The sequence below is a fragment of the Comamonas sp. FG99 genome (genome assembly GCF_057808605.1).
Genome location: NZ_JBMDII010000043.1, coordinates 1 through 25,971, shown reverse-complemented (window position 1 = coordinate 25,971; position 25,971 = coordinate 1). Strand labels below are relative to the sequence as shown.

19 protein-coding genes and 1 pseudogene are annotated in these 25,971 nt (G+C 68.0%); 10 read left to right on the top strand and 10 right to left on the bottom strand.

The window, feature by feature from the left end:
• Nucleotide 1: 1 nt before the first annotated feature.
• The 5 genes from mgtA to ACODRX_RS22060 are packed head-to-tail and all read right to left on the bottom strand — an operon-like array spanning nt 2 to nt 8,711.
• Nucleotides 2-2,767, bottom strand: coding sequence for a magnesium-translocating P-type ATPase (mgtA, locus tag ACODRX_RS22080; protein WP_488873691.1), 2,766 nt, complete (start codon nt 2,765-2,767; stop codon nt 2-4).
• A 32-nt stretch (nt 2,768-2,799) separates the two neighbouring features.
• Nucleotides 2,800-4,104, bottom strand: coding sequence for a TolC family protein (locus ACODRX_RS22075; protein WP_488873690.1), 1,305 nt, complete (start codon nt 4,102-4,104; stop codon nt 2,800-2,802).
• A gap of 16 nt (nt 4,105-4,120) precedes the next feature.
• Complete coding sequence (locus tag ACODRX_RS22070) at nt 4,121-7,252, bottom strand: efflux RND transporter permease subunit (RefSeq protein WP_488873689.1); 3,132 nt, start codon at nt 7,250-7,252, stop codon at nt 4,121-4,123.
• Nucleotides 7,249-8,388, bottom strand: a complete 1,140-nt coding sequence (locus tag ACODRX_RS22065) for an efflux RND transporter periplasmic adaptor subunit (protein WP_488873688.1) — start codon at nt 8,386-8,388, stop codon at nt 7,249-7,251. Before ACODRX_RS22065 ends, ACODRX_RS22070 begins: the two co-directional genes overlap by 4 nt.
• Nucleotides 8,385-8,711: a hypothetical protein gene (locus tag ACODRX_RS22060; RefSeq protein ID WP_488873687.1), complete on the bottom strand. Its 327-nt coding sequence runs from the start codon at nt 8,709-8,711 to the stop codon at nt 8,385-8,387. Before ACODRX_RS22060 ends, ACODRX_RS22065 begins: the two co-directional genes overlap by 4 nt.
• A gap of 469 nt (nt 8,712-9,180) precedes the next feature.
• Between ACODRX_RS22060 and ACODRX_RS22055 the strand changes: the two genes are divergently transcribed.
• From ACODRX_RS22055 to ACODRX_RS22020, 8 genes are read left to right on the top strand one after another with little or no spacing between them, the layout of a single operon-like run.
• A complete protein-coding gene (locus ACODRX_RS22055) occupies nt 9,181-10,071 on the top strand; it encodes an NAD(P)-dependent oxidoreductase (RefSeq protein WP_488873686.1) in 891 nt (296 codons plus the stop codon).
• A 34-nt stretch (nt 10,072-10,105) separates the two neighbouring features.
• On the top strand, nt 10,106-11,095 hold the full coding sequence (locus ACODRX_RS22050) for a Bug family tripartite tricarboxylate transporter substrate binding protein (protein WP_488873685.1): 990 nt from the start codon (nt 10,106-10,108) through the stop codon (nt 11,093-11,095).
• Nucleotides 11,096-11,108: 13 nt separating this feature from the next.
• Nucleotides 11,109-12,539: an NAD-dependent succinate-semialdehyde dehydrogenase gene (locus ACODRX_RS22045; protein ID WP_488873684.1), complete on the top strand. Its 1,431-nt coding sequence runs from the start codon at nt 11,109-11,111 to the stop codon at nt 12,537-12,539.
• Nucleotides 12,536-13,423 (top strand): NAD(P)-dependent oxidoreductase, encoded by an 888-nt coding sequence (locus ACODRX_RS22040; protein ID WP_488873683.1) that lies wholly within the window; start codon nt 12,536-12,538, stop codon nt 13,421-13,423. The genes ACODRX_RS22045 and ACODRX_RS22040 overlap by 4 nt, the downstream gene beginning before the upstream one ends.
• Nucleotides 13,420-13,779 (top strand): hypothetical protein, encoded by a 360-nt coding sequence (locus tag ACODRX_RS22035; RefSeq protein WP_488873682.1) that lies wholly within the window; start codon nt 13,420-13,422, stop codon nt 13,777-13,779. Before ACODRX_RS22040 ends, ACODRX_RS22035 begins: the two co-directional genes overlap by 4 nt.
• The gene (locus ACODRX_RS22030) at nt 13,776-14,645 is read left to right on the top strand and encodes an alpha/beta fold hydrolase (protein ID WP_488873681.1); all 870 of its coding nucleotides are present in this window, start codon (nt 13,776-13,778) and stop codon (nt 14,643-14,645) included. The genes ACODRX_RS22035 and ACODRX_RS22030 overlap by 4 nt, the downstream gene beginning before the upstream one ends.
• Before the next feature lie 17 nt (nt 14,646-14,662).
• Nucleotides 14,663-15,874 carry an ABC transporter substrate-binding protein gene (locus ACODRX_RS22025; RefSeq protein ID WP_488873680.1) on the top strand — a complete coding sequence of 404 codons (1,212 nt, stop codon included), beginning with the start codon at nt 14,663-14,665 and terminating at the stop codon, nt 15,872-15,874.
• Between the two features lies 1 nt (nt 15,875).
• Entirely contained in the window at nt 15,876-16,673 is a 798-nt protein-coding gene (locus tag ACODRX_RS22020) for an N-acyl homoserine lactonase family protein (protein ID WP_488873679.1), read from the top strand.
• On the opposite strand, the gene ACODRX_RS22015 is transcribed toward ACODRX_RS22020, so the two are convergent.
• The 4 genes from ACODRX_RS22015 to ACODRX_RS22000 all read right to left on the bottom strand — a co-directional run bounded on the left by ACODRX_RS22015 (nt 16,658) and on the right by ACODRX_RS22000 (nt 21,969).
• Nucleotides 16,658-17,590 (bottom strand): LysR substrate-binding domain-containing protein, encoded by a 933-nt coding sequence (locus ACODRX_RS22015; RefSeq protein ID WP_488873678.1) that lies wholly within the window; start codon nt 17,588-17,590, stop codon nt 16,658-16,660. The genes ACODRX_RS22020 and ACODRX_RS22015 overlap by 16 nt on opposite strands.
• 129 nt (nt 17,591-17,719) lie before the next feature.
• On the bottom strand, nt 17,720-19,804 hold the full coding sequence (locus ACODRX_RS22010) for an acetate--CoA ligase family protein (RefSeq protein WP_488873677.1): 2,085 nt from the start codon (nt 19,802-19,804) through the stop codon (nt 17,720-17,722).
• 1 nt (nt 19,805) lies between these two features.
• Complete coding sequence (locus tag ACODRX_RS22005) at nt 19,806-20,783, bottom strand: Bug family tripartite tricarboxylate transporter substrate binding protein (RefSeq protein ID WP_488873676.1); 978 nt, start codon at nt 20,781-20,783, stop codon at nt 19,806-19,808.
• Between the two features lie 28 nt (nt 20,784-20,811).
• Nucleotides 20,812-21,969: an acyl-CoA dehydrogenase family protein gene (locus ACODRX_RS22000; RefSeq protein ID WP_488873675.1), complete on the bottom strand. Its 1,158-nt coding sequence runs from the start codon at nt 21,967-21,969 to the stop codon at nt 20,812-20,814.
• A gap of 205 nt (nt 21,970-22,174) precedes the next feature.
• Here ACODRX_RS22000 and ACODRX_RS21995 point away from each other — a divergent pair, with 205 nt between their 5' ends.
• Complete coding sequence (locus ACODRX_RS21995; RefSeq protein ID WP_488873674.1) at nt 22,175-23,536, top strand: MmgE/PrpD family protein; 1,362 nt, start codon at nt 22,175-22,177, stop codon at nt 23,534-23,536.
• 91 nt (nt 23,537-23,627) lie between these two features.
• Here the strand turns inward: ACODRX_RS21995 and ACODRX_RS21990 are convergent.
• Nucleotides 23,628-24,729 (bottom strand): annotated as a pseudogene (locus tag ACODRX_RS21990) (PDDEXK nuclease domain-containing protein).
• A gap of 531 nt (nt 24,730-25,260) precedes the next feature.
• On the opposite strand from ACODRX_RS21990, the gene ACODRX_RS21985 reads away from it, so the two are divergent.
• Entirely contained in the window at nt 25,261-25,956 is a 696-nt protein-coding gene (locus ACODRX_RS21985; RefSeq protein ID WP_488873673.1) for an STY4528 family pathogenicity island replication protein, read from the top strand.
• Nucleotides 25,957-25,971 lie beyond the last annotated feature (15 nt).

The following is a 25,971-nucleotide window of genomic DNA, read 5'->3' as shown; positions in this document are numbered from 1 at the left end:
TTCACTGCCAGCCGAAGCGGCGTATGTAGCGGCGCTTGACCACGGTGGTCAGCACCGCATAGCCGCACATGATCGCCAGCAGCAGCGGCCAGTACAGCGGCGGCAGCGCCTGCATCTTGAAGTAGCCGGCCAGTGGCCCCATCGGCAGGAATACGCCAATGGCCATGATGAGCAGCGTGGTCGCCAGCAGCGGCCAGGCCGCGCGGCTCTGAATGAAGGGCAGCAGCGGCGTGCGGATCATGTGCACGATCAGCGTCTGCGTGAGCAGCCCGAGCACGAACCAGCCCGACTGGAACAGCGTCTGCTGCTCGGGCGAGCGGGCGCCGAAGATGAACCACATCATCGCGAAGCACAGGATGTCGAACAGCGAGCTCAGCGGCCCGAAGCACAGCATGAAGCGGCCGATGTCCGCGGGGTTCCAGGTCAGCGGGCGGCGCACCTGCTCGTCGTCCACGCGGTCGAAGGGGATCGCGATCTGCGAGATGTCGTACAGCAGGTTCTGCACCAGCAGCTGCAGCGGCAGCATCGGCAGGAAGGGCAGGAAGGCCGAGGCCACCAGCACCGAGAACACGTTGCCGAAGTTGGAGCTGGCCGTCATGCGGATGTACTTGAGCATGTTGCAGAAGGTGCGCCGGCCCTCGACCACGCCCTCCTCCAGCACCATCAGGCTTTTTTCGAGCAGGATGATGTCGGCCGCCTCCTTGGCGATGTCCACCGCGCTGTCCACGCTGATGCCGATGTCGGCCGCGCGCAGCGCCGGCGCGTCGTTGATGCCATCGCCCATGAAGCCGACCACATGCCCGTCGGCGCGCAGCGCGCGCACCAGCCGCTCCTTGTGCAGCGGCGTGAGCCGCGCGAACAGGCACCGCTCCTTGGCCACGCGCAGCAGCGCCTCGTCGCCCATGCGCTCGATCTGCGGGCCGGTGACGGGCTCGCCCACCCGCAGGCCTACCTGGGCGCACACGCGCGCGGCCACCAGCTCGTTGTCGCCGGTGAGCACCTTGACCTCGACGCCATGCTCGGCCAGCGCCTTGAGCGCCGGCGCGGTGGTTTCCTTGGGCGGATCGAGGAAGGCGATGTAGCCCACCAGCGTGAGGCCGGCCTCGTCGGCCACGCCATACACGGTCTGCGCCGTGGGCTCCTCGCGCGCGGCCACGGCCACCACGCGCAGGCCCTGCTCGTTGAGCTCGTGCGTCACACCGCGCACGCGCGCGAGCATGGCTTGGTCGAGCGGCAGCACCTCGTCGCCGTGGCGCACCAGGCTGCATACGGCCAGCATCTCCTCGACCGCGCCCTTGCAGATGAGCAGCGGCCGTCCGCCGTCGGCAGGAGCCACCACCACCGACATGCGGCGGCGCTCGAAGTCGAACGGGATCTCGTCCACCTTGCGCCAGCGGCCCGACAACTCGGGCCCCAGGTCGCCGGCATGCGCCAGCACCGCGTGGTCGAGCAGGTTCTTCAGGCCGGTCTGGTGGTAGCTGTTGAGGTAGGCCAGGCGCAGCGCCTGCTGCGATTCCTGGCCGAAGACGTCGGTGTGGCGTTCGAGCACGATCCGGTCCTGCGTGAGGGTGCCGGTCTTGTCGGTGCACAGCACGTCCATGGCGCCGAAGTTCTGGATCGCATCCAGCCGCTTGACGATCACCTTCTTGCGCGACAACGCCACCGCGCCCTTGGCCAGCGTGGAGGTCACGATCATCGGCAGCATCTCGGGCGTGAGGCCCACCGCCACCGACAGCGAGAAGAGGAAAGCCTCCATCCAGTCGCCCTTGGTGAAGCCGTTGATCAGCAGCACCACCGGCACCATCACCAGCGCAAAGCGGATCAGCAGCCACGAGACGCTGTTCACGCCCACCTGGAAGGCGGTGGCCTCGCCCTCGCCAGCCGTCACGCGCTGGGCCAGCATGCCGAAGTAGCTGTGGTTGCCGGTGGCCACCACCATGGCCACGGCCGAGCCCGACACCACGTTGGTGCCCATGAACAGCAGGTTGGATTGCTCCAGCACGCTGTCGTTGAGGCCCCGGCGCTCGCTGAACTTCTCCACCGGCAGCGACTCGCCGGTCATCGCGGCCTGGGCCAGGAACAAATCCTTGGCGCTGAGCACGCGGCAGTCGGCCGGCACCATGTCGCCGGCCGACAGCAGGATGTGATCGCCCGGCACCAGTTCGCGGATCGCGATCTCGCGGCGCTGCGGCGGGCGGCGCGTGCGCAGGTGGGTGTCGAAGTAGCGCTCGGCCACCTCGGCGGCCTCGGTGCCCATGTCGCGGCGGATCACGGTCGCGGTATTGCCCACCATGGCCTTGAGCTGCTCGGCGCTGCGCTGCGAGCGCCCTTCCTGCACGAAGCGGATCAGCGTGGACAGCAGCACCATGGTGCCGATCACCACCGTGGCCTCGCGGTCGTCGGTGGCCCACGAGACGATGGCCAGCACCGTCAGCAACACGTTGAACGGGTTCTGGTAGCACTGCCACAGGTGCAGCCACCAGGCCAGCGGCTTTTCGTGGTCCACCTCGTTGGGGCCCAGGCGGGCGAGCCGCTCGCCGGCCTCGGCGTCGGACAGGCCGTCCTCGTGCGAATGCAGGCGCAGCAGCGCGGCCGGCACATCGTCGCAGGCCACGCGCCACAGCTCGCGCGTGCGCTGCTCATCCACGCGCGCGCCCTGAGCCACGCCGGTGCCGCCATGGGCGCTGGGCAGCGCGCGGCGGCCAAACAAGGTGCGATTGCGGCGGCGGCGCAAAAAGCTGCCAAACCAGGCTTTCAGGATTTTCATGGTTTTCTCCTGCGTTTGGAAAACGTGGGCTATCAGAGATCGGGGCGCTGCCCCAGGCTCAGCTGCAGCTGCACCGTCGCCGCGGCCAGGTCGGCCCTGGCCTGCAAGTAGGCCTGGTAGGCATCGTCGGTGGAGCGCTGCGCCTGCAGCAGCTCCAGCAGCGAGGCCTGGCCATGGCGGTAGGACAGCCGGATGGCGTCGAGCATGCGCTGGGCATTGGCCAACACGTCCATCTGGTAGCGCGCGACATTGGTGCGCGTCGCCTTGAAGCGGAACACCGCCGCGCGCACCTGCGCCTCGGCCTCGTGCCGGGCCTGCTGCAAGCCGAGCATGGCCTGGGTCAGCTCGGACTCGGCCTGCACCAGATCGCCCCGGTCCAGGCGCGACAGCGGCAGCGGCACGCTGATGCCAAGCGCGAGCTGGCGCGAGCGCAAGGCGGCATCGTAGGGCGCGCCATCGGCACCCGTGCCGGCGCCGTAGCCGCGCGTGCCGGTCACGCCCACGGATACCGTTGGATTCACCCAGCGGTTGGCATGCGCCAGCGATACCTTGTCGCGGGCGTTGTCCACCGTGGCCTCGGCGATGCGGATATCGTCGCGCGACTGCAGGGCCTGCTCCAGCAGCGGCTCCAGCTCGCGCGGCAGCGCATAGGGGCGAAACTCGCAATGCAGCTCGGGCTGGCCAAACAGGTCGGACACGCGCCGCCCCAGCGGCACCGACAGGCTCTGCAGCGCCGCCTCGTGGTCGGCACGCGCCTGGGTCACGTCCGCCTCGAACTGGTCGTGCTCGACGCGCGACTGCAGCAGCTCCACGCCGCCCACATCGCCCGCCCGCTTGCGCACCTCGTTGGCGCGCACCAGCTCGGCCAGCGAGCGCAGCGTCTGCTCCTTGCGCTGCAATGACTCGCGCGTGCGGCAGGCCTCGGCAAAGGCGTCCGCCGCCGCCTGGCTCAACTGGTGCAGACCGCCCTCCACCTGCACTTCGGCCAGCCGGACATTGCTTTTCGCGGCCTTGATGCGGGCTTGGCGCTTGCCGCCGGTTTCGATTTCCCAGCTCAGCGTAGGGCCGTGGCCCACCGGCCGGGGCTGCCCGGTGCGCACCATCTCGCGCGAGGCGCCGTAGGAGAGCTCGGGATCGGGCCGGATGCCAGCCATGCCCACGCCAGCCCGCGCCGAGGTGACGCCCTCGCGCTGCGATTGCAGTACCGGGCTGTGCTGCTCGGCAGCCTGTAGATAGTCAGCAAAGAGCAGCCCCTGCTGCACCCCGGCAGAAGCCGCGGCGCAGCCCAAGAGTGCGACAGCAGCGGCGGCGGTACGTACCAAAATGGAAGTGGTCATGGCGATTCTCTTTTTCTTATGCAGCGGGCTCGCCCAAGGAATCGGACATGTCGGCGGCTCGGGCCGCGCGCCGCTGCGCCCTGGCGTCGGCGCGAGCCTCCACCATGCAGTACAGCGCCGGCAGCAGCAGCAAGGTCAAGGCCGTGGCGCTGACCAGGCCGCATACCACCACGGTAGCCAGCGGCCGCTGCACATCGCTGCCCAGGCCCGTGGCCAGCATGGCCGGGCTCAGGCCCAGGGCCGCCACGGTGGCCGTCATCAGCACCGGGCGCATGCGGCTGGCGGCGCCTTCGAGCACCGCCGCGCGCAGCGGCAGGCCTTCTTCGCGGCGCAGCCGGTTGATCTGCGAGACCATGAGCACGCCCGAGAGCACGGATACGCCAAACAGCGCGATAAAGCCGACGGCGCTGGAAACGTTGAGCGTCATGCCCCGCAGGTGCAGGCCGGCAAAGCCGCCAATCATGGCCAGCGGCACCACGGTCAGCACCAGCAGCGGCTGGCGCAGGTTGCCGAATTCGCCAAACAGCAGCACCAGCATGATGCCCAGCGTGAGCGGCAGTATCACCAGCAGGCGCGCCTCGGCCCGGTTCAGGTTCTCGAACTGGCCGCCCCATTCGATGTGGATCTGCTGCGCGTCGTAGCGCAGCTCTTGGTCCACGGCGGCACGCGCCTCCTTCAAAAAGCCTGCCAGGTCGCGGCCACGGACATTGAGCTTGACCAGGATGTGGCGCTCGCCGCCTTCGCGCACGATGACGCTCTGTCCCACGGTGGTGGAGATCTTCGCCACGCTGGCCAGCGGCACCAGCGCCCCAGTGGCCGCGGCCAGGCGCAGCGCGCCTATGGCCTCGGGGCTGCCGCGCGTCTCGGGAGTGAAGCGCACGGTCATGTCATAGCTGCGCTCGCCCACGAACAGCTCGCCAATGGAAGCACCCCCCACGCCGGTGGAGATCAGGTCGGCCACGTCCGCCGCATTGATGCCGTAGCGCGCGGCGGCGGCGCGATCCAGGTCGATGCGCAAATTAGGCAGTGGCGGCTCCACGTCAACGGCCACGTCGGCCGCGCCCGGAACCTGGTTCAGCACCGCCACCAGGGCCTCGGCCACGCGGCGGTCCTCGTCCAGGTCCGGGCCGAAGACCTTCACCGTCAGGTCGCTGTGCGCGCCCGAGAGCTTGTCCTGCACGCCATCGATCATGGGCTGCATGAAGCCCACGGTATAGCCCGGCATCTGCGCAAAGCGCTCGGCCATGCGGGCGATGAGCTGCTGCTTGTTGAGGCCGGACTTCCAGCTTTCGTACGGGTGCAGGCCCACGCTGGACTCGATGTGCGAAGGCGTCCAGTAGTCAGTGCCATCGTCGTTGCGCCCGGTCTGCGTGACAATGTAGGACACCTCGGGGAACTCCAGCGCCGCGCGCCGCAGCTCGTCGGCCATGTCGCGGGCCTTGTCCAGCGTGATGCCAGGCGGCATCTGCACCTGCAGCCAGATCGAGCCTTCGTCGAGATAGGGCAAGAAGTCGCGCCCTATGCTGCCAGCCAGCAGGGCCAGTGCCACCAGCGCCGCGGCCACCGTTCCCAACAGCCAGCGCACACGCCCTACCGAGCGTTCGAGGAAGCCCTGGTAGCGATGGCCCAGCCAGTGCAATACCGGGTTATGAAAGATCTTGCGCGGGCGGCGAAAAGCCAGCCAGGCCAGCGCCGGCGTGAGCAGCAGCGCCACGGCCAGCGCCCCAGCCAGGGCCGCGCCCACGGCGCTCGCCATCGGCGAAAACAGCTTGTACTCGATGCGCTCGAATGCGAACAGCGGCAGATAGGCGGCGGCGATCACGCACATGCCAAAGAAGATGGGCCGTGCCACCTGCAGCGTGGCGGTGATGGCGTCCATCGGCGTCAGCGCCCGCTCGCGCTCGGCCTCGCGCCGGCGCAAGATGCTCTCGACCACGACCACCGAGCCGTCCACCAAGATGCCGAAATCGATGGCCCCGAGCGACAGCAGGTTGGCCGGGATCTTCGCATGGTGCATGAACACAAAGGCCAGCAGCAGCGACATCGGGATGGTCAGCGCCACGATCAGCGCCGCGCGCGGGCTGCCCAGAAACAGCAGCAGCATCAGCACCACGACCAGCAGGCCCTCGGCCAGCGTCTTGCCCACCGTGTGCGTGGTGCGCTCGATCAGGGTCGTGCGGTCCAGGTAGGGAACGACCTTCACATCGGGCGGCAGCAGCTTGGCGTTGAGCTCCTGCACCGCGGCATGGATGCCTTCCAACGCCACCGACGGATTCGCTTCCTTGAGCAGCAAAACGATGCCCTCGATCGTGTCCGAGTTGCCATCCTTGCCCAGAATGCCGCGGCGCTCGACGTTGCCATAGGTCAGGCGCCCCAGGCTCTTGACCAGCACCGGCGTGCCGCTGTCGGTGGTCTTGACCACCACGTTGCCCATGTCGTCCAGCGAACGCAGCAGGCCCACGCCACGCACCACGTACGAGATCTCGCCCCGATCGACCACGCTGCCGCCGCCGCTGGCGTTGTTGTCGTTGATGGCCCGGGTCACATCCGCGAGCGTCAGCCCGTACTGCAGCAGGCGGGCCGGATCGAGCTCAAGCATGAACTGGGTGGTCAGCCCGCCGAAGTTGGTCACATCCACCACCGCCTGGGCCTTCTTCAGGCGCGGAATCACCACCCAGTTCTGCAGCTCCGAGAGCTCGCGCAGACTGCGGGTGGGGCTTTCCAGCGTGTAGCGGTAGATCTCGCCGGTGGGCGAGGTATAGGGATCGAGCCCGGCGCTTGCGCCATAGGGCAGGCTCACTTCGTCGATGCGCTCCTTGAGGCGCTGGCGCGCCCAGTAGCCGTCCACGCCGTCCTGGAACACCACCGTGATCAGCGACAGGCCGAACAGGCTGCGCGAGCGCAGCACATGCATGCCCGGGGTGGCCAGCAGCGCGCGCTCCAGCGGCACGGTGATCTGCTGCTCGATCTCCTCGGCGGCCAGGCCCGGCACCTGGGTCACGATCTGCGAGGTCACGTCGGCGATGTCGGGATAGGCTTCGAGCGGCAGCTGCTTCCAGCTGAAAACGCCGTACAGCGCCGCGAAGGCGAAAACCAGCCAGACCACGCCGCGGCGCGCGAATGCCAGATGAACAAGACGCGCGATCATTGCAGCAGCACTCCACCGTTGACGACCACGCGCTCACCGGCCGCCAGGCCCGCACTCACCTCGACCAGCTCGCCCTGCTGCTGGCCCAGCTGCACTTCGCGCGAAACATAGCGCAACGGCGCTTGCTCCACGAACACGCGGGCGCCGACACTGCTTTGCAGCAGGGCCGAGGCCGGCACCACCAGGGCCTGGCGCGCCGGCCCCTCGAAGCTCACGCGCGCAAACATGCCGGGGCGCAGCCGGCCTTCGCGGTTGTCCACCGCCACGCGCACCTTCACGCTGCGCGTCTCGGGATCCAGCAGCTCCCCCACGTAGCGCACGCGGCCCTGCAGCTTCATCTCGGGATAGGCGCTGAGCGCGATATGGGCCTGCTGGCCCACCGCGACAGCGGGCAGATCGAGCTCGGTGACATTCGCGCTGAGCCAGACCGCGCTCAGGTCGGCCACGGTCATGACCGCTTCATTGATATCGTTCCAGTACTTGCCCTGGGCCCCGGCCATCTCCACCACCCGCCCACCGATGGGCGAGCGCATCACGTAGCCGCTGCGCGCGGCGGCATGCGCCGAAGCGCCCAGCTGCGCCAAGCGGTCACCCGAGGCGCGGGCGTCGGCCTGGGCCGCCCGCAGCGCCAGCTGGCCGGCCTCGTAGTCCTTGCGCGCAGCGATATCCGCTTCGAACAAGAGCTTCTGGCGCTCGAACTCCCGCCGCGCCTGCAGCAGCTCGGCCTCGGCCTTGGCATGCTCGGCGCGCAGGCTGGAGATCTCGGCAGAGTCCATATCGAACAGCGGATCGCCGACCTTGACCGCATCGCCCTCGGAGCGATGCAGCCGCACGATGCGCCCGGCCACCGGCGGCGCCACCTTGACCAGCTTTTCCGGCAGGGCCTCGATGGTGGCGGGCGCGGAAAAGCTGCCGCGCAGCTGTGCCGCCGCCACCGGCTGCACCCGCAGGCGGGCCAGCAGCGGCGAGCCCTCTGGCAGCTCCACGATGCCGCCGCCCAGCGCCTTCGGGCCGGGCGGCGCAGCCACGGGCGCCGAAGCGCCCTGGCGGCATGCGGACAGCGCCGCGCCCAGCAGCAGCGCACAGGCCAGGCGCCAGCAGCCCGGCGCGATCCACGCATCCGGCCGCATGCTCATGCGCGGCTCCCGAGCGACCATTGCGAGCCGCGGCGGCCCCAGACCAGCAGCCCCAGGCCCAGGCCTTGCGAAACCCGGGGTGCCACATCCACCCCCAGGGCGCGCAGCTCGGAGCGCAGGCCGCGCGGCAGCTCGCGCAAAAGTGCATCGCGCTCGGCTGCGCGCAGCAGCGTGAGCACATCGGCAACCGTGCGCGGCGAGCAGCCGGCCAGCGCGGCAGCAAAGGTGCTGCGGCCGTGCACGGCCAGCAGTTCGGAGATCAGGGGTACGCGGCGGGAGGCCAGCGCGGCGCGCAGCGCGAGCTGCAGTTGTTGGCGGGTCATGGCAGACTCCTTGCGGGATGCGTCACCCGCGCAGGAGCCCGCGGCGATCAGGCGATGCCAGGCCTCCCGCGGGTGGCGCGGTGTTGGAAATATCGGGGGGTGGAGCAGGCGCGACTGCGCCCTTGCGGGTCTGGGTCCATCGTGCATTCCTCCGTGGCTGCGTTGCTCGTCTCCCAAGGCCGGCGCCCGCTTGGCATGGCATGCCATTCAGGCGGCCCGGCTGGGCCATGGCGCGTATTGTCCGGCCCCGGGCGGCGCGCGGCTAGTCTCTCTTGGGATGGCGCGGCTATACCTTGGTATATCCCGAGACCCAACTTTTCATCCGCGCCAAGGCGCTGGCACGGGCCTATGCCGGCCCCGGGAGCCGCGGCCGCATCAGAATTTCCAAAAACTCATATCAAAAAGATGAAATCTCCCCCTGCCGCAGGCGCGGCGCCGATAAATTGGGGTGGATCCACAAGGGGACAAAATGCATATCGGATTTATCGGGCTGGGCCGCATGGGCTTCTCGCTGGCGCGCTCGCTCATCAGGAACGGGCGCCAGGTCACGGTGCACGACATCAATGCCGAGGCCGCGCAAAAGCTCGCGGCCGAAGGCGCCACGGTGGCGAGCGACCTGGCCGGCCTGTGCCAGGCGGCCGACCTGGTCTTCACCATGCTGCCCGGCCCGAAGCAGGTGCGGCAGGTGGCGCTGGGCGATGGCGGCATCCTCCACCACCTCAGGCCCGGCGCGATCTACATCGACATGAGCACCGTCGATGTGGACACGGTCGACCAGCTGGCCCAGGCCTGCGCCGAGGCCGGCATCGCCTTCGGCGACGCGCCCGTGGGCCGCCTGGCCATGCATGCCGACCGGGGCGAGTCGCTGTTCATGCTGGGCATGGACGACAAGCACCTGGCGGCGGCAGTGCCGGTGCTCCGGCACATGGGCACCACGATCCACCACTGCGGCAAGGCCGGTAGCGGCACGCGCACCAAGATCATCAACAACATGATGGTGCTGTGCTATTGCCAGATCAACTCCGAGGCGCTGGTGCTGGCCAAGTCGCTCGGGCTCGATCTGCAAAAGACCTTCGATGTGCTCACCAGCACCACCGCCAGCAACGGCCAGCTCAAGGAGAAATGGCCCCGGAAGGTGCTGGCGGGCGATCTCACGCCGGGCTTCGACATCGCGCTCGGCTACAAGGACATCTCGCTGGCCTGCGGCGCAGGGGCCGCCACGCAGACGGCGCTGCCGGTCTGCGACACGGCCAAGAACATCTTCCGCCTGGCGCTGGCCGCCGGCAAGGCGGGGCAGGACACCTCCTGCCTCACCGACTTCTGGGCCGAGGCCAATGGCCTGGCCCCGCTGCGGCTCTGATACCGCCGCATCCATCTGCTTCCAAGGAGACAAAATGCTTACCAAGCGACGCATCCTCGCGCGCGCAGCGGCCCTGTGCGCCTGCGCCGGCCTGCTCGGCAGCGCGCCCCTGGCGCTGGCGGCCGGTTACCCCGACAAGCCGGTGACCATCTATGTGGGTTTCTCCGCCGGCGGCCCGACCGACATGGTCGCCCGCGTGCTGGCCGAGAAGCTGGCGCAGAAGTTCGGCCAGAGCTTCATCGTCGACAACCGCGCCGGCGCCAGCGGCGCGGTGGCCGCCAACCTGGTGAAGAAGGCCGGCGCCGACGGCTATACGCTGATGCTGGGCAGCAGCAGCACGCTGTCCATCATTCCGTATGTGCAAAAGGGCATCCAGTACGACGCGGCCAGGGACTTCACGCCGATCGCGCTGGTGGCCAGCTACCCGTACTACCTGACGGTGCCGGCCAACTCGCCGTTCAAGAGCTACGACGAACTGATCGCCTACGGCCGCGCCGCGGGCCACCAGCTGAGCTACGCCTCCGCCGGCAATGGCGCGGTGAATCACCTGGCGGGCGAATGGTTCAAGAGCGACACGCAGATCCATGCGCTGCATGTGCCCTACAAGGGCGATTCCGCGGCCGTCACCGATCTGATCGCGGGCCGGGTGGATTTCGCGTTCCTCGCCGGCGTGGTCGCGATGCCGCAGGTGGCGGCGGGCAAACTGCGCATCCTGGCCTCGGCCAGCGCATCGCCCGAGCGCGGCCAGAAGGACACGCTGGTGATCGGCCAGCACAAGCTGCCGGGCTTCGCCGCCGAGCCCTGGAACGGGCTGATGGCGCCGGCCGGGCTCTCGCCCGAGATCGCCAGCCGGCTCAATGCCGCGGTCAACGAGATCATGGCCAACCCGCAGGTGCAGGCCAGGCTGCTCACGCTGGACCAGTATCCGTTCACCGGCTCGCCGCAGCAGTTCCGCGACTACATCCAACAGCAGTCCGCGCATTGGGCCGGCGTTATCAAGCAGGCCGGCATCGTGCTGGAGTGAGCAGGTACAAGACATGAAATATTCGCAATTCATCAACGGCGAGTTCTGCGACGGCGGCTCGAGCGATACCTTCGAGGTGGTTTCACCGTCCACCGGCCTGCCCATCGGCAGCTATGCGATGGCCTCCGAGGCCGATGTGCAGCGCGCCATCGGCTGCGCCGCCAGGGCCTTCGGACAATGGAAGCACAGCGGCGCAACCCAGCGCTCCGAGCTGCTGCGCCGCATCGCGGCCGAGATGCGCGCTGACCGCGACCGCCTCGCCGCGCAGATCGCCGCCGAGCTGGGCAAGCCCTATGGCGAGGCGCAAAAGGAAGTCGACGTGGCGGCCGAGATGTTCGAATGGGCCGCCGAGGAAGCCCGCCGCCTCTACGGCCGCGTGATTCCGGCGCGCTCACCGGGCATACGGCAAATCGCGCAGCTGGAGCCGCGCGGCGTGGTCGGCGGCTTCGCGGGCTGGAATGCGCCGGCCATCACGCCGGCGCGCAAGATCAGCGCGGCGCTGGCGGCGGGCTGCACCATCGTCATCAAGCCGTCGGAGGAAACCGCCGGCGTGGCGCTGCTGATCGCCCAGGCCATCGTACGCGCGGGCGCGCCGGCGGGCACGGTGAACATGGTGTTCGGCAACCCGGCGCAGATCGCCGACCAGCTGTGCGCCAGCAACGAGGTGGCCATGATCACCTTCACCGGCGGCACCGAGGTGGGCCGGCAGCTCGGCGCCAAGGCCGCGGCACACATGAAGAAGGCCACGCTCGAGCTCGGCGGCCACGCGCCGGTGATCGTCTGGAGCGATGTCAATATCGACCAGGTGGCCGCCGCCACGGTGGCCGCCAAGTTCCGCAATGCCGGCCAGGTCTGCACCTCGCCAACCCGCTTCCTGGTCCACGCCAGCATCTACGAGGCGTTCTGCGCCAGCTTTGCAGAGCATGCGAGGAAGCTGCGCGTGCTGGAGCCGCTCGATGCGCAGGCGCAGATGGGCCCGCTCAAGAACCGGCGCCGCCTGGCCGCCATCGAGCAGCTCGTGAAGAATGCTCAGGACTGCGGCGCCCGGCTGCTCGCCGGCGGCCGGCAGATGCAGCGGCCCGGCTTCTTCTACGAGCCCACGGTACTGGCCCTGGGCGACACCCGGGCCGATGCCGCGCGCATCGAGCCCTTTGGCCCGGTGGCGCTGCTGATGCCGGTGCGCGATGCCGACGAGGCGCTGCGCGAGGCCAACAGCCTGCCGTTCGGCCTGGCCGCCTACGCCTTCACCAACGACATGCAGCTGGCGCACCGCTTCGCCAACGAGATCGAGAGCGGCGTGGTCTGCATCAACGAGCTGCAGGCCTCGCTGCCCGAGACCCCGTTCGGCGGCTACAAGGACAGCGGCCTGGGCGCGGAAGGCGGCAGCGAGGGCCTGCGCGAATTCCTCAAGCTCAAGTGCGTGCGCCAGGGGGGCCTGGCATGACGGCCACCCTCGGCTTCATAGGCACCGGCACCATGGGCGCGGGCATGTGCAGGAACCTGGCGCGCAAGTCCGCCGGCAAGGTGCTGGCCGCCGACCTGGACATGGCCAGCGTGCACGCCCTCGCGGACGCCGGCGTGGTGGCCAGCAGCCCGCAGGACATCGCCCGGCATGCCTCTATCGCATTTCTGTCGCTGCCGTCGATCGAGCAGGTCGAATCCATCTGCCTCGGCGCGGACGGCCTGGCCGCCCACGCGGCGGCGCTCAAGACCATCGTCGACATGAGCACCAGCGACGTGGAGCGCACCCGCGCGCTTGCGCTCAGGCTGCGCGAGCGCGGCATCGAGCTGATCGATGCGCCGGTGGCACGCAGCCGCGACGCCGCGCGCGACGGTACCCTGCTGATCACGGTGGGTGCCACGCCCGAGCAGTTCGGCGCGCTCAAGCCGCACCTGGACTGCATGGGCAGCGACGTGCTGCACTGCGGCCCGGTGGGCTGCGGCCAGGTGGTGAAGATCATGAACAACATGGTGCTGCTCAACACGGTGCACACGCTGGCCGAGGCCTTTGCGATTGCCGAGAAGTCCGGCGTCTCCAAGGACCTGCTGGCGCATGCGCTCGGCCTGGGCTCCGCCGCCTCGTTCGCGCTGCGGCTCACCGGCGCGAACTACCTGGCCAAGGATGTGTTTCCCGAGAAGATGTTCTCCGCCGCCTATGCGCTCAAGGACCTGAAGCTCGCGCTCGCCCTGTCCAGCGCGGTCGACCAGCCCAATCCGATCTCGCGGCTGACCGCCGAGCAGCTGCAAAAAGCCATCGATGCGGGCTACCAGTACGCCTACTACCCGGTCATCTACCGGATCATCGCCCGCCAGGAGGAGGCAGCATGAGCACGGCACTTGCGATACCGCCCACCGATCCGTGGCTGCAGCACCGCGGCCGCTTCGTCAACGTGGTCTTCATGCTGCAAAGCGGCACGGATGAATTTCTCGTCGAGCTGGCGCAAGGCCGCATCCAGCGCATCGAGAAAGGCCCTTTCGTGATGCCGCGCTGGACCTTCCGCCTGCGGGCCGAGCGCGAGGCCTGGAGCCGCTACTACGCGAGCGAGCCCACGCCGGGCTTCCACGACCTGATGGCGATGCTCAAGTTCGGGTGCCTGGCGCTCGAGGGCGACCAGCACGTCTTCATGAGCAACCTGCTGTACTTCAAGGAGCTGATCAAGTCGCTCGCGGGAGCCGTGCAATGAAGCAGAACATCGAACCCACCGCCGGGCCCACCATCGAGCCGATCTGCGGCGGCTATGTCCACGTCGAGATCCAGGGCCGCGCCAACCGCATCTACTTCGAGACCGCCGGCCAGGGCCAGCCGCTGCTGTGCCTGCACACGGCCGGCAGCGACTCGCGCCAGTACCGCGGCATCATGAACTGCCGCGAGATCACCGAGCACTTCCAGGTGGTCTGCTTCGATCTGCCCTACCACGGCAAGTCCTCGCCGCCCGAGGGCTGGGAGCAGCACGAGTACCAGCTCGGCTCGCAGCTGTACATCGACACCATCCTCGGCGTGATGCAGGCGCTGCGGATCCACCGCCCGGTGGCCATGGGCTGCTCGATAGGCGGGCGCGTGGTGCTGCACCTGGCGCTGCGGCATCCCGAGAAATTCAAGGCGCTGATCGGCCTGCAGTCGGGCGCGCATGTTGCGCCCTACTACAACCTCGAATGGCTGCACCGGCCCGACGTGCATGGCGGCGAGGTCTGCGCCGGCATCGTCTCGGGCCTGATCGGGCCGCATGCACCGCCGAGCGAGCGCTGGGAGACGCTGTGGCACTACATGCAGGGTGGCCCCGGGGTGTTCAAGGGCGACCTGCATTTCTACAAGGCCGAGGGCGACCTGCGCGCGCTCGTCAGCCAGATCGACACCGCCAAGTGCCCGCTGCACCTGCTCACCGGCGAGTACGACTACTCCTGCACGCCCGACGATTCGCGCGAACTGGCGCGGCACATACCGGGCGCGCAGCTGCAGATCATGCCCGGCCTGGGGCATTTTCCGATGAGCGAGGCGCCTGCCGAGTTCATCCGGCACCTGCTGCCGGTGCTGCAGCAGATCCGCCAATAACCCACCTAGGAGACGACATGAAATTCAGCCCCCCATCCGCAGCGCTGGCCTGCGCCATCGCCCTGGCCTGCGGCGCAGCGCAGGCCGCCCTGTCCGACGGCGTGGTGAAGATCGGCGTGCTCACCGACATCAACGGCCCGTTCATGGACAACGTGGGCAAGGGCTCGATCGCGGCGACGGAAATCGCGGTCGAGGAGTTCGGCGGCAAGGTGCTGGGCGCGCCCATCGAGATCGTCACCGCCGACCACCAGAACAAGGCCGACATCGCCTCCACCCGCACCCGCGAGTGGTTCGACCGCGACAAGGTCGATGCGGTCACCGAGCTGGGCAACAGCGCGGTCGCGCTCGCGGCGATGAAGATCGCCCAGGAGAAGGGCCGCCTGTCCATCGTGACCGGCGCCGGCGCGCAGCGCATCAGCAACGAGGACTGCTCGCCCAACAATGTGCACTGGGTCTACGACTCCTACGCGCTGGCCAACGTGGGCACCAGGTCGCTGGTCAAGCGCGGCTACAAGAGCTGGTACTACCTGACGGCCGACTACGCCTTCGGCCATTCGCTCGAGGCGGACGGCAGGAGGTTCATCGAGGAGGCCGGTGGCAAGGTGATCGGCTCCTCGCGCTACCCCTTCCCGGGCAACGACTTCGCCTCCTACATCGTCAAGGCCAACGAGAGCAAGGCGAACGCGGTGGCCATCGCCACCGCGGGCCTGGACCTGCAGAACGCGATCAAGCAGGGGCGCGAGTTCGGCCTGGGCAAGAACGGCCAGGCCAGCGTGGCCATGCTGATGAGCATCATGGACGTGCACGGCCTGGGCCTGAGGAACGCGGGCGGCATGATGTTCGCCGAGACCTTCTACTGGGACCTCGACGACGCGTCGCGCAAGTTCGCCGACAAGTTCTTCAAGAAGATGAAGCGCATGCCGACCGCGCTGCAGGCGGGCCAGTACTCCGCCATCCGCACCTATCTGAAGGCGGTGGAGCAGGCCGGCAGCGACGATGCCGCGCAGGTCGTGAAGGCGATGAAGGGCATGGACATCAACGACGCCTTCGCGCGGCACGGCAAGCTGCGCGACGACGGCAAGATGGTGCACGACATGTACCTGGTGCAGGTGAAGACGCCGCAGGAATCGAAGCAGCCCTGGGACTACTACAAGATCGTGGAGACCGTGCCCGGCGGCGAGGCCTTCGAGAGCCTGGCCGCCAGCAAGTGCCCGCTGGTGAAGAAGTAAAGTGCGGCGCCAGGACATCCCCGCCTATGAGGTGTATGCGGTCAAGTACGCGACGGTGCAGCGGCCGCGCCAGAGCAACTTTCTCGACCCCGTCGACGGCGACCCCGGTGCCGCGATGCCGCTGGACTTCTTCGTCTGGCTGGTGCGCGGCCATGGCCGGCTGCTGCTGGTGGACACCGGCTTCAGCCAGGTGTCGGCGCTGGCGCGCAAGCGCTCGTTCATCCAGGAGCCGCTGGCTGCGCTGCGGGCGCTGGGCGTGCGTGCGCAGGATGTGGCGGACGTCGCGCTCACCCACCTGCACTACGACCATGCGGGCAACCTGCAGCTGTTTCCCGGCGCCAGGATCTGGCTGCAGGAACGCGAGATCGCCTATGCGACCGGCAAGTGCATGTGCGACCGCCGGCAAAGCCATTTCTTCGCGCTGGACGATATCGCGGTGCTGCTCAAGCGCCTGTACGCGGGCGAGGTGCGGCTCATCGACGGCATGCATGGCTTCGCGCCCGGCATCGAGTTCCACCGGGTGGGCGGCCACACCGACGGCCTGCAGATCGTGCGCGTGATGACGCGCCGCGGCTGGGTGGTGCTGGCATCGGACGCGGCGCACTACTACGAGAACCTGGAGCAGGAGAACCCGTTTCCGGCGCTCTTCAGCAAGAGCGACATGCTGCAGGGCTACGCGCTGATCCGCGCGCTGGCCGACGGCGCGGACAACATCGTTGCCGGCCACGATCCGCTGGTGTGCGAGAAATTCCCGCGGCTCGAACTGCCCGCCGAGGCGCCCATCTACCGCATCGCGTGATCCATCTGCTGCAGGGCCGAGCCGGAGCTGGCCACCTGCTCCCGGATCCAGTCGCGAAACAGCATCACCTTGCGCGCATGCCGCTGCAGCTGCGGGCGCACCAGGTAGTACGAGGCGCCGGTGCGCACCGGCAGGTTGAACGGTCGCACCAGGCGCTGGGCCTTGAGGTCGTCCGCCAGCAGCGAGGTCTGGCCGATCGCGATGCCCAGTCCCTCGACCGCCGCCTGCCAGGTCAGCACCGAGGTGCTGAAGCTCATGCGCTCGGCGCTGGCGATTTCCTCGCCGTAGCGGCATAGCCGCGCCCAGGTCGGCCAGTCGGCCTGGCGGTAGTGCGACACGAGCAGGCAGGTCCTGAGCAGCGCCTGCGGGTAGGCGCTGTCCGGCGCGTGCCGGTGCAGGAACGCCGGGCTGCAGACGGGCTCGATCACGTCCTCGAAGAGGAAGTCGGCATCCTGCCCCTGCCAGGCGCCGTTGCCCATCTGGATCGCGAGATCGACGTTGTCGCGGTCGAAGTCCACGTACTTCACCGAATTGGTGATGACCACCGAGATGTCCTTGTAGCGCGCGTGGAAGTCCGACAGGCGCGGTATCAACCACTTGGCGGCGAAGGTGGTGTAGGTCTGGATGCGCAGCGTGCTGTCGGCGCCGCTGCGCATGATGTTGGCGGTGGCCTTGGAGATGGCCTCGAAGGCCGGTGCGATCTCGTCGCCGAAATGCAGGCCCGCCTGCGTGAGGCTGATGCCGTGGCGCTCGCGCCTGAACAGCTCCACGCCCAGGTAGGTCTGCAGCACATTGAGCTGCTTGCTGACCGCCGACTGGCTGATGTGCAGCTCTTGCGCCGCCTTGGTGAGGTTCTGCGTGCGCACCACGGCATCGAAGACCTTCAGGGGATTGAGCGGGGGCAGCTTCTTGGACATGAATCGATTGTAGGAGCGGCATCGCCGCGGGCTGCCTCCAAAAAACATAGCTGCCAGCGCTTTCCACAAGCCATTATTGGATATAAATCCGTCCACAATGACCATATGGCGGGCGCTTATAGCTCACTTTTATGAATCACTGCCCTGCAGCACCAGCGCGTCCACCGCCAGCACGCCCTCGCCTTCTGGCATGACCATCAGCGGATTCACCTCGGCCTCGCGCACCCGCAGCCCGGGCCGCAGCGCCAGCTGCGAGAGATGGGCGATCGCCTGCGCCAGCGCCTCAAGATCGCCCTTGGCGGTGCCGCGCAGGCCCGAGACGGTCTGGAGCAGCTTCACCTCGCCGATCATCTCGCGCGCGGCCTGCAGCGTCACCGGCGCGAGGCGGATGCTGCGGTCCTGCATCACCTCGGCCCAGATGCCGCCCGCGGCCAGCATCACGATCGGGCCCGCGTCCGCGTCCACCCGGTAGCCCAGCAGCACCTCGGCGAGGCCCTTGCGCATGGGCTGCACCAGCACCTCGTCGCAGGCCACGCCCGGCGCGCGCGCCTGCAGGTTGGCGCGCAGCGTGGCGAAGGCCCCGGCCAGCTGCTGCGCATCCTGGATGCCGAGCACCACGCCGCCGACCTCGGTCTTGTGCTGTATCTCGGCGCAGCAGAGCTTGGCAACCACCGGAAAGCCAAAGGGCAGCGCCGCAGGCGGCTGGTCGATGGCGAATGTGGCGGCAGGCGCGTGCGGCACCCGCAGCACATCGAGCAGCCGGTAGGCATCCGACTCCTTGAGCGCAGCCGCCCCATCCACCACACCCGCCGAGGCCGGCTCGCCCGGCACGCGGCGCGCGAACACCGCGGCAATCGCATCGGCGCAGGCTTCGGGCGTGCGAAAGCAGGGGATGCCGGCGCGCGTGAGCTGCGCGAGCGCATCCGGCGCATCGGGCACCAGCATGGCCGCGAGCGGCTTGGCATGGCTGGCGCTGTCGATGATGGGCGCCACCGCCAGATCGGGATTGAAGCGCGCGGACGAGCCGACCACCGCCACCACCAGATCGAACTCGGGCGCGTCGAGCAGTATCTGCAGCGCCTGCTTCATGACCTCGTACTTGGTGCCGGCCAGCGTCAGGTCGAGCACCCGCCCGGCGGTGCCGGGAATGTTCGCGGCCCGCAGCCTGGCGAGCGTTTCGGGCGACACCGTCTGCACCGCCACATCGCGGATGCCCAGCTGGTCCACCACCATCGCCGCGCCGCCGCCGGTGGTGGTGACCACGCCAACACGCTTGCCAGCGTGGCTGCCGGGCGGCAGCTTGCGCGCCAGCGGCATCACCTCGAACAGGGTCTCCAGCATGTCGACCCGCACCACGCCCAGGTCCTTGAGGAAGGCATCGGCGATATCGTCCTCGCCCGCCAGCGCGCCGGTATGCGTGGCCGACATCTCGGCCGCGGCGCTGGAGCGGCCCAGCTTGTAGGCCACCACCGGCTTGCCGCGCCAGGCGGCCTCGCGGGCAAAGGCCTGCAGCTGGGCGCCGTGGTGCAGGCTTTCCAGAAACAGCACATAGCCCTCGATGCCGGGATCGTCCAGCGTGGCGGCGCAGATCTCGCCCACGCTCAGGTCCACCTCGCTGCCCACCGATACCAGCCCGGCAAAGCCCACGCCGCGCGCCTTGCCGCGCGAGACCAGCGCGCCGATCATGCTGCCGCTGTGCGAGGCCACGAACACCTTGCCACGGGGCATGTCCGGCTCGGCAAACGCGGCGTTCGCGGTCAGCATCAGGCCGTTCGACGGATTCACCACGCCCAGGCTGCTCGGCCCGAGGATGCGGATCGGCCAGGCATCGGCGATGCGGCGCAGCTCGGCCTCGCGCGCCGCGCCCTCGGCGCCGGTCTCGGAGAAGCCGCTGGCCAGCACCGTGACCAGCTTCACGCCCAGGCGCGCGCATTCACGCACCGTGTCGACCACGGTGTCGGTGGGCGAGAGCACGAATACGTGCTCGGGCACCTCGGGCAGCGCGGCCAGCGAAGGCCAGGCCTGCTCGCCCTGCACCTCGGCGCGGTTGGGGTTGATGGGATAGACCTTGCCGGCGAAGCCGCTTTGGCGCAGGAACTGCTGCGGCCGGCCGCCGGTCTTGCGGCCGTCGTCGGAGGCGCCGACCAGCGCGACGCTGCGCGGGTACAGCAGCGCCTGGCAAAGGCCGGAGGGTGTGGATTCGGTGCTGGGCATCTTAGGATCCGATATTGGCTTTCTTGAACTGCTGCGCCCAGTAGGCGGTCTCTTCCTGCAGCTCCTTGCTGAACTCCTGCGGGGAATTGCCGATCAGCACCGAGCCCTGCGGCGCCAGCGCATCCTCGAAGGCCTTGGTGTGCACCGCCTTCCGCACCGCCGCGGCCAGCCTGTCGACGATGGGCCGCGGCGTGCCGGCCGGCGCGAGCAGCGCGTTCCACGAGGACGACTTCATCTGCGCCAGGCCCAACTCGGCGAAGGTGGGCACCTGGGGCAGGCCGGGCAGCCGCGCCGGGCCGGCCACCGCAATCGGGCGCACCTTACCGGCAATCAGGTTGGGCATGGCGCCCATCGATGTCATGAACGCGACATCGATGTTGCCGCCCATGAGGTCGTTCATCACGCCGGTGGTGCCGCCATAGGGCACATGCACCATCTTGATGCCGGCGAGCTCCTCCAGCCGCAGCATCGCCATGTGCTGGGTGCCGCCCTGCCCGGTGCTGCCGTAGGACAGGCCATCGGCCTTCTTCTTGGCCAGCGCCTCGAACTCCTGCCAGTTCTTCGCGGGCGACTTGGGGCTGAGCGCCAGCACGCCCGGCGCCTCGGACACCTTGGAGATCGGCTCGAAGCTCTTGAGCGCATCGAAGCGCTGCTGCGGGAACACATAGCGGTTCATCGTGAGCGGCGATGCGGCAAACAGCAGCGTATACCCATCGGGCGCGGCATTCGCCACCGATTCCGAGGCGATGTTGCTGGTGGCGCCGGGCTTGTTCTCGACGATGAACGAGCCCTTGAGCGCCTCGGACAGCGCGCGCGCCACCAGGCGCGCCGCCACGTCGGTCGGGCCGCCGGCCTGAAAGCCCACGACGATCTTCACCGGCCGGCTCGGATAGCCGTCGGCGCCCGCCGCCGCCTGGGCGCCGGAAAAAGCCATCGCGCACAGCGATGCGATGGCGAGGGTGGCCATTCTGCGTTTCATGCAGTTGTCTCCTGGTTCGGCAAAGGGTTCAGGCGGCCTTGGGCGCGCGCTGCGAAAAGCTGCGTTCGAACACGCCTTCCGCGATCCGGTTCTTGAGGATTTCGATGGAGCCGCCGGCGATCATCCAGCCGCGCGTGCGGCGCACGCAGTACTCGATCAGCGCCTCCTGGCTGAAGCCCATGCCGCCCATCACCTGCAGCGCGTCGTTGGACACCTCCCAGCCCGCCATGTTGCAGGCGAGCTTGGCCATGGCGGTGCTCTGGGCGCTCGGCAGGCCATGCTCGCCCTCGAGCGCCGCCTTGTACAGCAGCAGCTGCGCCTGCTCCAGCTTCATCCACATCTCGGCGAACTTCCACTGCAGGCCCTGGAACTCGCACAGCTCGCGGCCGAACTGCTTGCGGGTGAGCGCATGCTCGCGCGCCGCATTGAACGCATAGCGGCCCAGCGCCAGCGCCCGCGAGGAGTTGCCCAGGCGCTCCACGTTGAAGCCGGAAATCTGCTTCTTGAAACCGCCCTCGCCCAGCAGCACGTTCGCCCTGGGAATGCGGCAGTTCTCGAAATACAGCTGCGACCACTGCTCGCCATTCATGAAGCTGGACGGCTGGCCGACCACGAAGCCGGGCGTGCCCTTCTCGACCAGCACCGAGCCGATGCCGCCCACGCCGGGGCCAAAGCGCAGGTAGACCAGGAACAGCTCCGCCTCGGGGCTGTGCGTGGAGAACACCTTGCTGCCGTTGATGATGAAGTCGTCGCCATCCGGCGTGGCGCTGGTCTTGAGCTCGGTGACGGCCGAGCCCGCGTCCGGCTCGGTCATGCCCAGAGAGATGAGCTTTCTTCCGGCCAGCAGATCGGGCAGGAAGCGCCGCTTCTGCTCGGCCGAGGCGTATTCGACGAAGGTGCGGATCGGGCCGAAATTGCCCGCCTGCACGATGTCGGCGCTCTTGGGGCAGTGCAGCGCCACCTGCTGGATCGCCAGCACCGCATGCATCAGCGTGCCGCCCTGGCCACCGTCCGCCTCGGCAAAGCTGATGCCCAGCAGGCCCTGCTCAGCCAGCAGCCGCGCGGTATCCCAGGGGTAGTGCGGCGAATGCGCGCGCTCCAGCGCGCCCGGCGCCAGCTTGTCCCTGGCGAAGCGCGCAACGCTGTCGGCGAATTCCTGATGTTCCAAAGAGAGTGCAAAGTCCATGAAGCGGCCCAAACGTGGTGTGTCTCGATGGGCTGGATCATGCAGCGGCCGCCGCCCTTCCAGTTCTTCCGGTTTCGCCACCAGAAATAACCAAAGCGCATGTCTTGGCGACACTTGCTCCCGCCGCCGCGCCTGGGGATGGCAGATGATCCAGGCAGCGACAAACCAGAGAAAAACTCTCACCGCAGGCAGGAGCCGGATCACCATGTTCGTGTGCGAAAAACTGGGGCGCTTCGGCGCCGACTTCCACGCCGCCAGGCTGCAACCCGAAGTGCTCCACCACGCCCGGCGTGCGCTGGTGGACTGGTACGGCGCGCTGCTCGCCGGCTATGCGATGGCGCCGACCCCGATGCTGGAAAAAGCGCTGGCGCCCGAGCTCGACCAGGGCAAGGCCCGCCTGCCGCTGGGCCGCTGCGCGGCGGTGCGCGCCGCCGCGCTCATCAACGGCACTGCCTCGCACACCGCCGAGGTGGACGACATCTACCGCGAAGCGATCTACCACCCCGGCGCGCCCACCTTCTCGGCGGCGCTGGCGCTGGGCCAGGCCGTGGGGGCGAGCGGGCTGGAGTTCCTCAAGGCCGCGATCGCCGGCTACGAGACCTCGACCCGCATCGGCCGCGCCCTGGGCCGCGCGCACTACCGGCACTGGCACAACACCGGCACCGTGGGCAGCTTTGGCGCCGCCACCGCCGCGGCCTACCTGCTGGGGCTGGATGCACAGCAGACCGCCCATGCGCTCGGCCTGTCGGCCACCTTCGCGGCCGGGCTGCAGCAGGCCTTCAAGCTGGAGTCGCTGGCCAAGCCCCTGCATGCCGGGCGCGCGGCCGAAGCCGGCGTCACCGCCGCCCTGCTGGCCCAGCAGGGCGTGACCGCGTCGCTCGACGTGTTCGAGGGCGCAGCCGGCATGGGCCTGGCCATGAGCGACGGGCCCGACTGGGGCGCCGCGTTCGCCGACCTGGGCCAGGCCTTCAACATCACCGCGATGACCTTCAAGAACCACGCCTGCTGCGGCCACACCTTCGCGCCCATCGACGGCGCGCTGGAGCTGCAAAAACGCCACCGGATCGCTGCGCCGGACATCGAGCGCATCACCATCGCCACCTATGCGCCGGCGCTGGCGGTGGCCGGCAATACCGACCCCACCACCGCATCGGAGGCGCGCTTCAGCATTCCCTTCGTGGTGGCCACCGCGCTGCTGCACGGCAGCGTGCGGCTGGCGGCCTTCGCGCCCGAACGGCTCGCATCCCCCGCCATCCGCGCGCTGATGCGGCGCATCGAGCTGCAGGTCGACCCGCAGCTCGATGCCGCCTTCCCCGGCCGCCGCTCGGCCAGCATCGCCATCCATTGCCGCAATGAGCAGAGCGGGCAGAGTGGGCAGAGCAGGCAGACCTTCAGCCTGCTGCAGCCCACCCGCAAGGGCGACCCCGACCTGCCGCTGTCCGACGACGAGTTGCGCGGCAAATTCCTCGAACTGTCGCTGCCGGTGCTGGGCGAGGCCAGGTGCCAGGCGCTGTCGGCCGCGCTGTGGAACATGGAGCGCGCGGCGGATCTGTCGGCGCTGTGTTAAGAGCCAATGGCTGATGAGCGCAGGCGCTATGCAGTTGGACGAGCCGTGCGGTGCCCGCTGCCAGCCAATGCTGGCCAAAACCCCGCAGGCGCTATGCCTGCCCGCCGCCCAGCTCGCGCTCGATCTGCTCGATGCTGGGAAGGCTGCTTTGCAAGGTTTTGGGCAAGGCGCGGGTGAGCTCGAAGCTGGAAACGCCAATGGGTTTATCCATTCCACGCAAGGCATATTCAGCCAGCACGCGATTGGACTTCTGGCAGAGGATCAGGCCCATGGTGGGCTTGTCGGTTTCATGGCGCAGCTTGTCGTCCACTACATTGCAGTAGAAATTCATCTTGCCGGCATATTCCGGCTTGAAGTCGCCGCGCTTGAGGTCAATGACCACATAGCAACGCAATTTGAGGTGGTAGAACAGCAAGTCGATGTAGAAATCGTCTCCGCCCAGGTCAAGATGGAATTGTCGTCCCACGAAGGCAAAGCCCTGCCCCAGTTCCAACAGGAATTTTTCCAGATGCGCGATCAGGCCGGTTTCCAGCTCCCGCTCATGGAAGCTCGCTTCCAGCGTCAAGAAGTCAAACAGGTAGGGATCCTTGAGCGTTTGCTGCACGAGATCGGAATCCGGCGATGGCAAACGCAGTGCGAAGTTGCTCGCCACTCGGCCCTGCCGCTTGTGCGCAGCGGTTTCGATCTGCATTAGCAGGATGTTCCGGCTCCAGCCGTTCTCTATGGCGGCACGCATATACCACTGTCGCAGGGTCAACCCTGGCGATCAGCTCTGCATGGTGCCCCCAGGGCAGAGACAGCAGGAGTTCAGGCGCGCAGTCTGGTGCGGCATCTGCTGATCGCATCAGGCCTTCCATGCTTTGTGCCACAGGCTGTGGCACTTTCTCGAAGTCCCCGGCGGCTACAGCCAAATACGGATACTCGCGATAGAAGGCCAGCATGCGCTTGATGTTCCGCTCCGAAAACCCCTTCTCCTGCGGTAGTTCGTTGTGCAGATCCTTCGCCAAGCGGGGGATAACGGCAGCGCCCCAGCCTTCCTGCTGCTGGCGTCTGTCGATGAGGGCGCCGATGTCCCAGTACAGCCGGATCAGCTTCGCATTGACCGCCAGCATCGCCCGTGTCTGCGCATGGCGAATCCGCTGTTTGATATCGGCCAGAAGTGCCGGGTAGTCGGTCGGCAAATGTGCGCTCATGCAGCTCCCTCCTTTGGTGTCGATGGCGGCGGCGCATGCAGTCTTTCGTGCCCGCTCCGGCAGCCGCCCGGATACTCCCCTTTTCCACCACCTTCAGCAAGCGCAGGCTAGACCGCCAAGTCTCTGGACCCGATGCAACGGCCTCGGACTGCAAAAACGGCAGAACGTGCAAACACGATGCGCCACGAATTTACACCGACCCCATTGATCTCACTGGCCCATCTTGAAGCAAGATGGGCCGAGATCAGGCGCTGTAAACAATCAAACATTGATCGGTCGGCAAAGGGCCGTGAATGCTAGGTTTCGCGGGGAAATCGGGCCACGGCCTTTGCGGGAATCGCTGGAAGTACCCCCAGTTGTACCCCCATGGGGGTATCGGGATGATAGATCAGTCCGGCTACCGGTGCCAGCGCCGCGCCCAGCCGGATAAATCGGTTATGGCGCAGACCGCATTGTTGGCTGACGCCTTGAACGGTACGCGATGAGATGCAGGGTAACGGGCCGCTGTGGCCCAGACCTTGGAGAACTCCCATGGCAGACCATCACAACCGCCACAATCCGCTGGGGCAAGACGCCCTGTTCACTACGCCGGCCTCGCTCATGCTCGATGCCCGCCTCACGCCATTGGAGCGCAATGGCTGGCAGGTCCTGCGCATGCTGCGCTCTGCCGAGGGCATCAGTCCGCTGGCGAATCTGGGGCAGTTGCGCCGCTATCTCACCTCCACCCCGCTGAGGCAGCGGGCCGGGTACGAGACGGCCCGGCGCGTTCTCGTCGTGCTTCGGCTGACGGGGTGGATCAGTCTGGTGGGCCAGCAGCGCGATCCTCTGACCGGCCATGTGCTCAGCGAGCTGTATCAGGTTCAAGAAAGCGCCCTGCACTTCCAGCAGGCCTGCGCGCTCGATGCCAGTCTGCCCGCGCTTCTGCAAGCCTCCATCGGCCACGAAAACAACCAGGTAGATCGGGTGGCCGTCCACATTCAGGCAACGCTCGCGCAGGCACCTGAAGCCGCCTCCATGGTGGCCCACGATCAGCGTCACGATGACGATGATTTGCCCCCTACGCCGCCGTCGCAGGCGAGCGAAGCAGCCGACCCACTGCCATTGTCTGGCGATTCCGCTGGCAGCACGCGTGTTCCGCAACAGACCGGACACGCTCGCCATATGACGGCTGAGCAGGGCAGTACGTATGTATTGACCCACCGGAATCTGCACAGGTCAGGCCGCTAATGCACATGCCTCAGC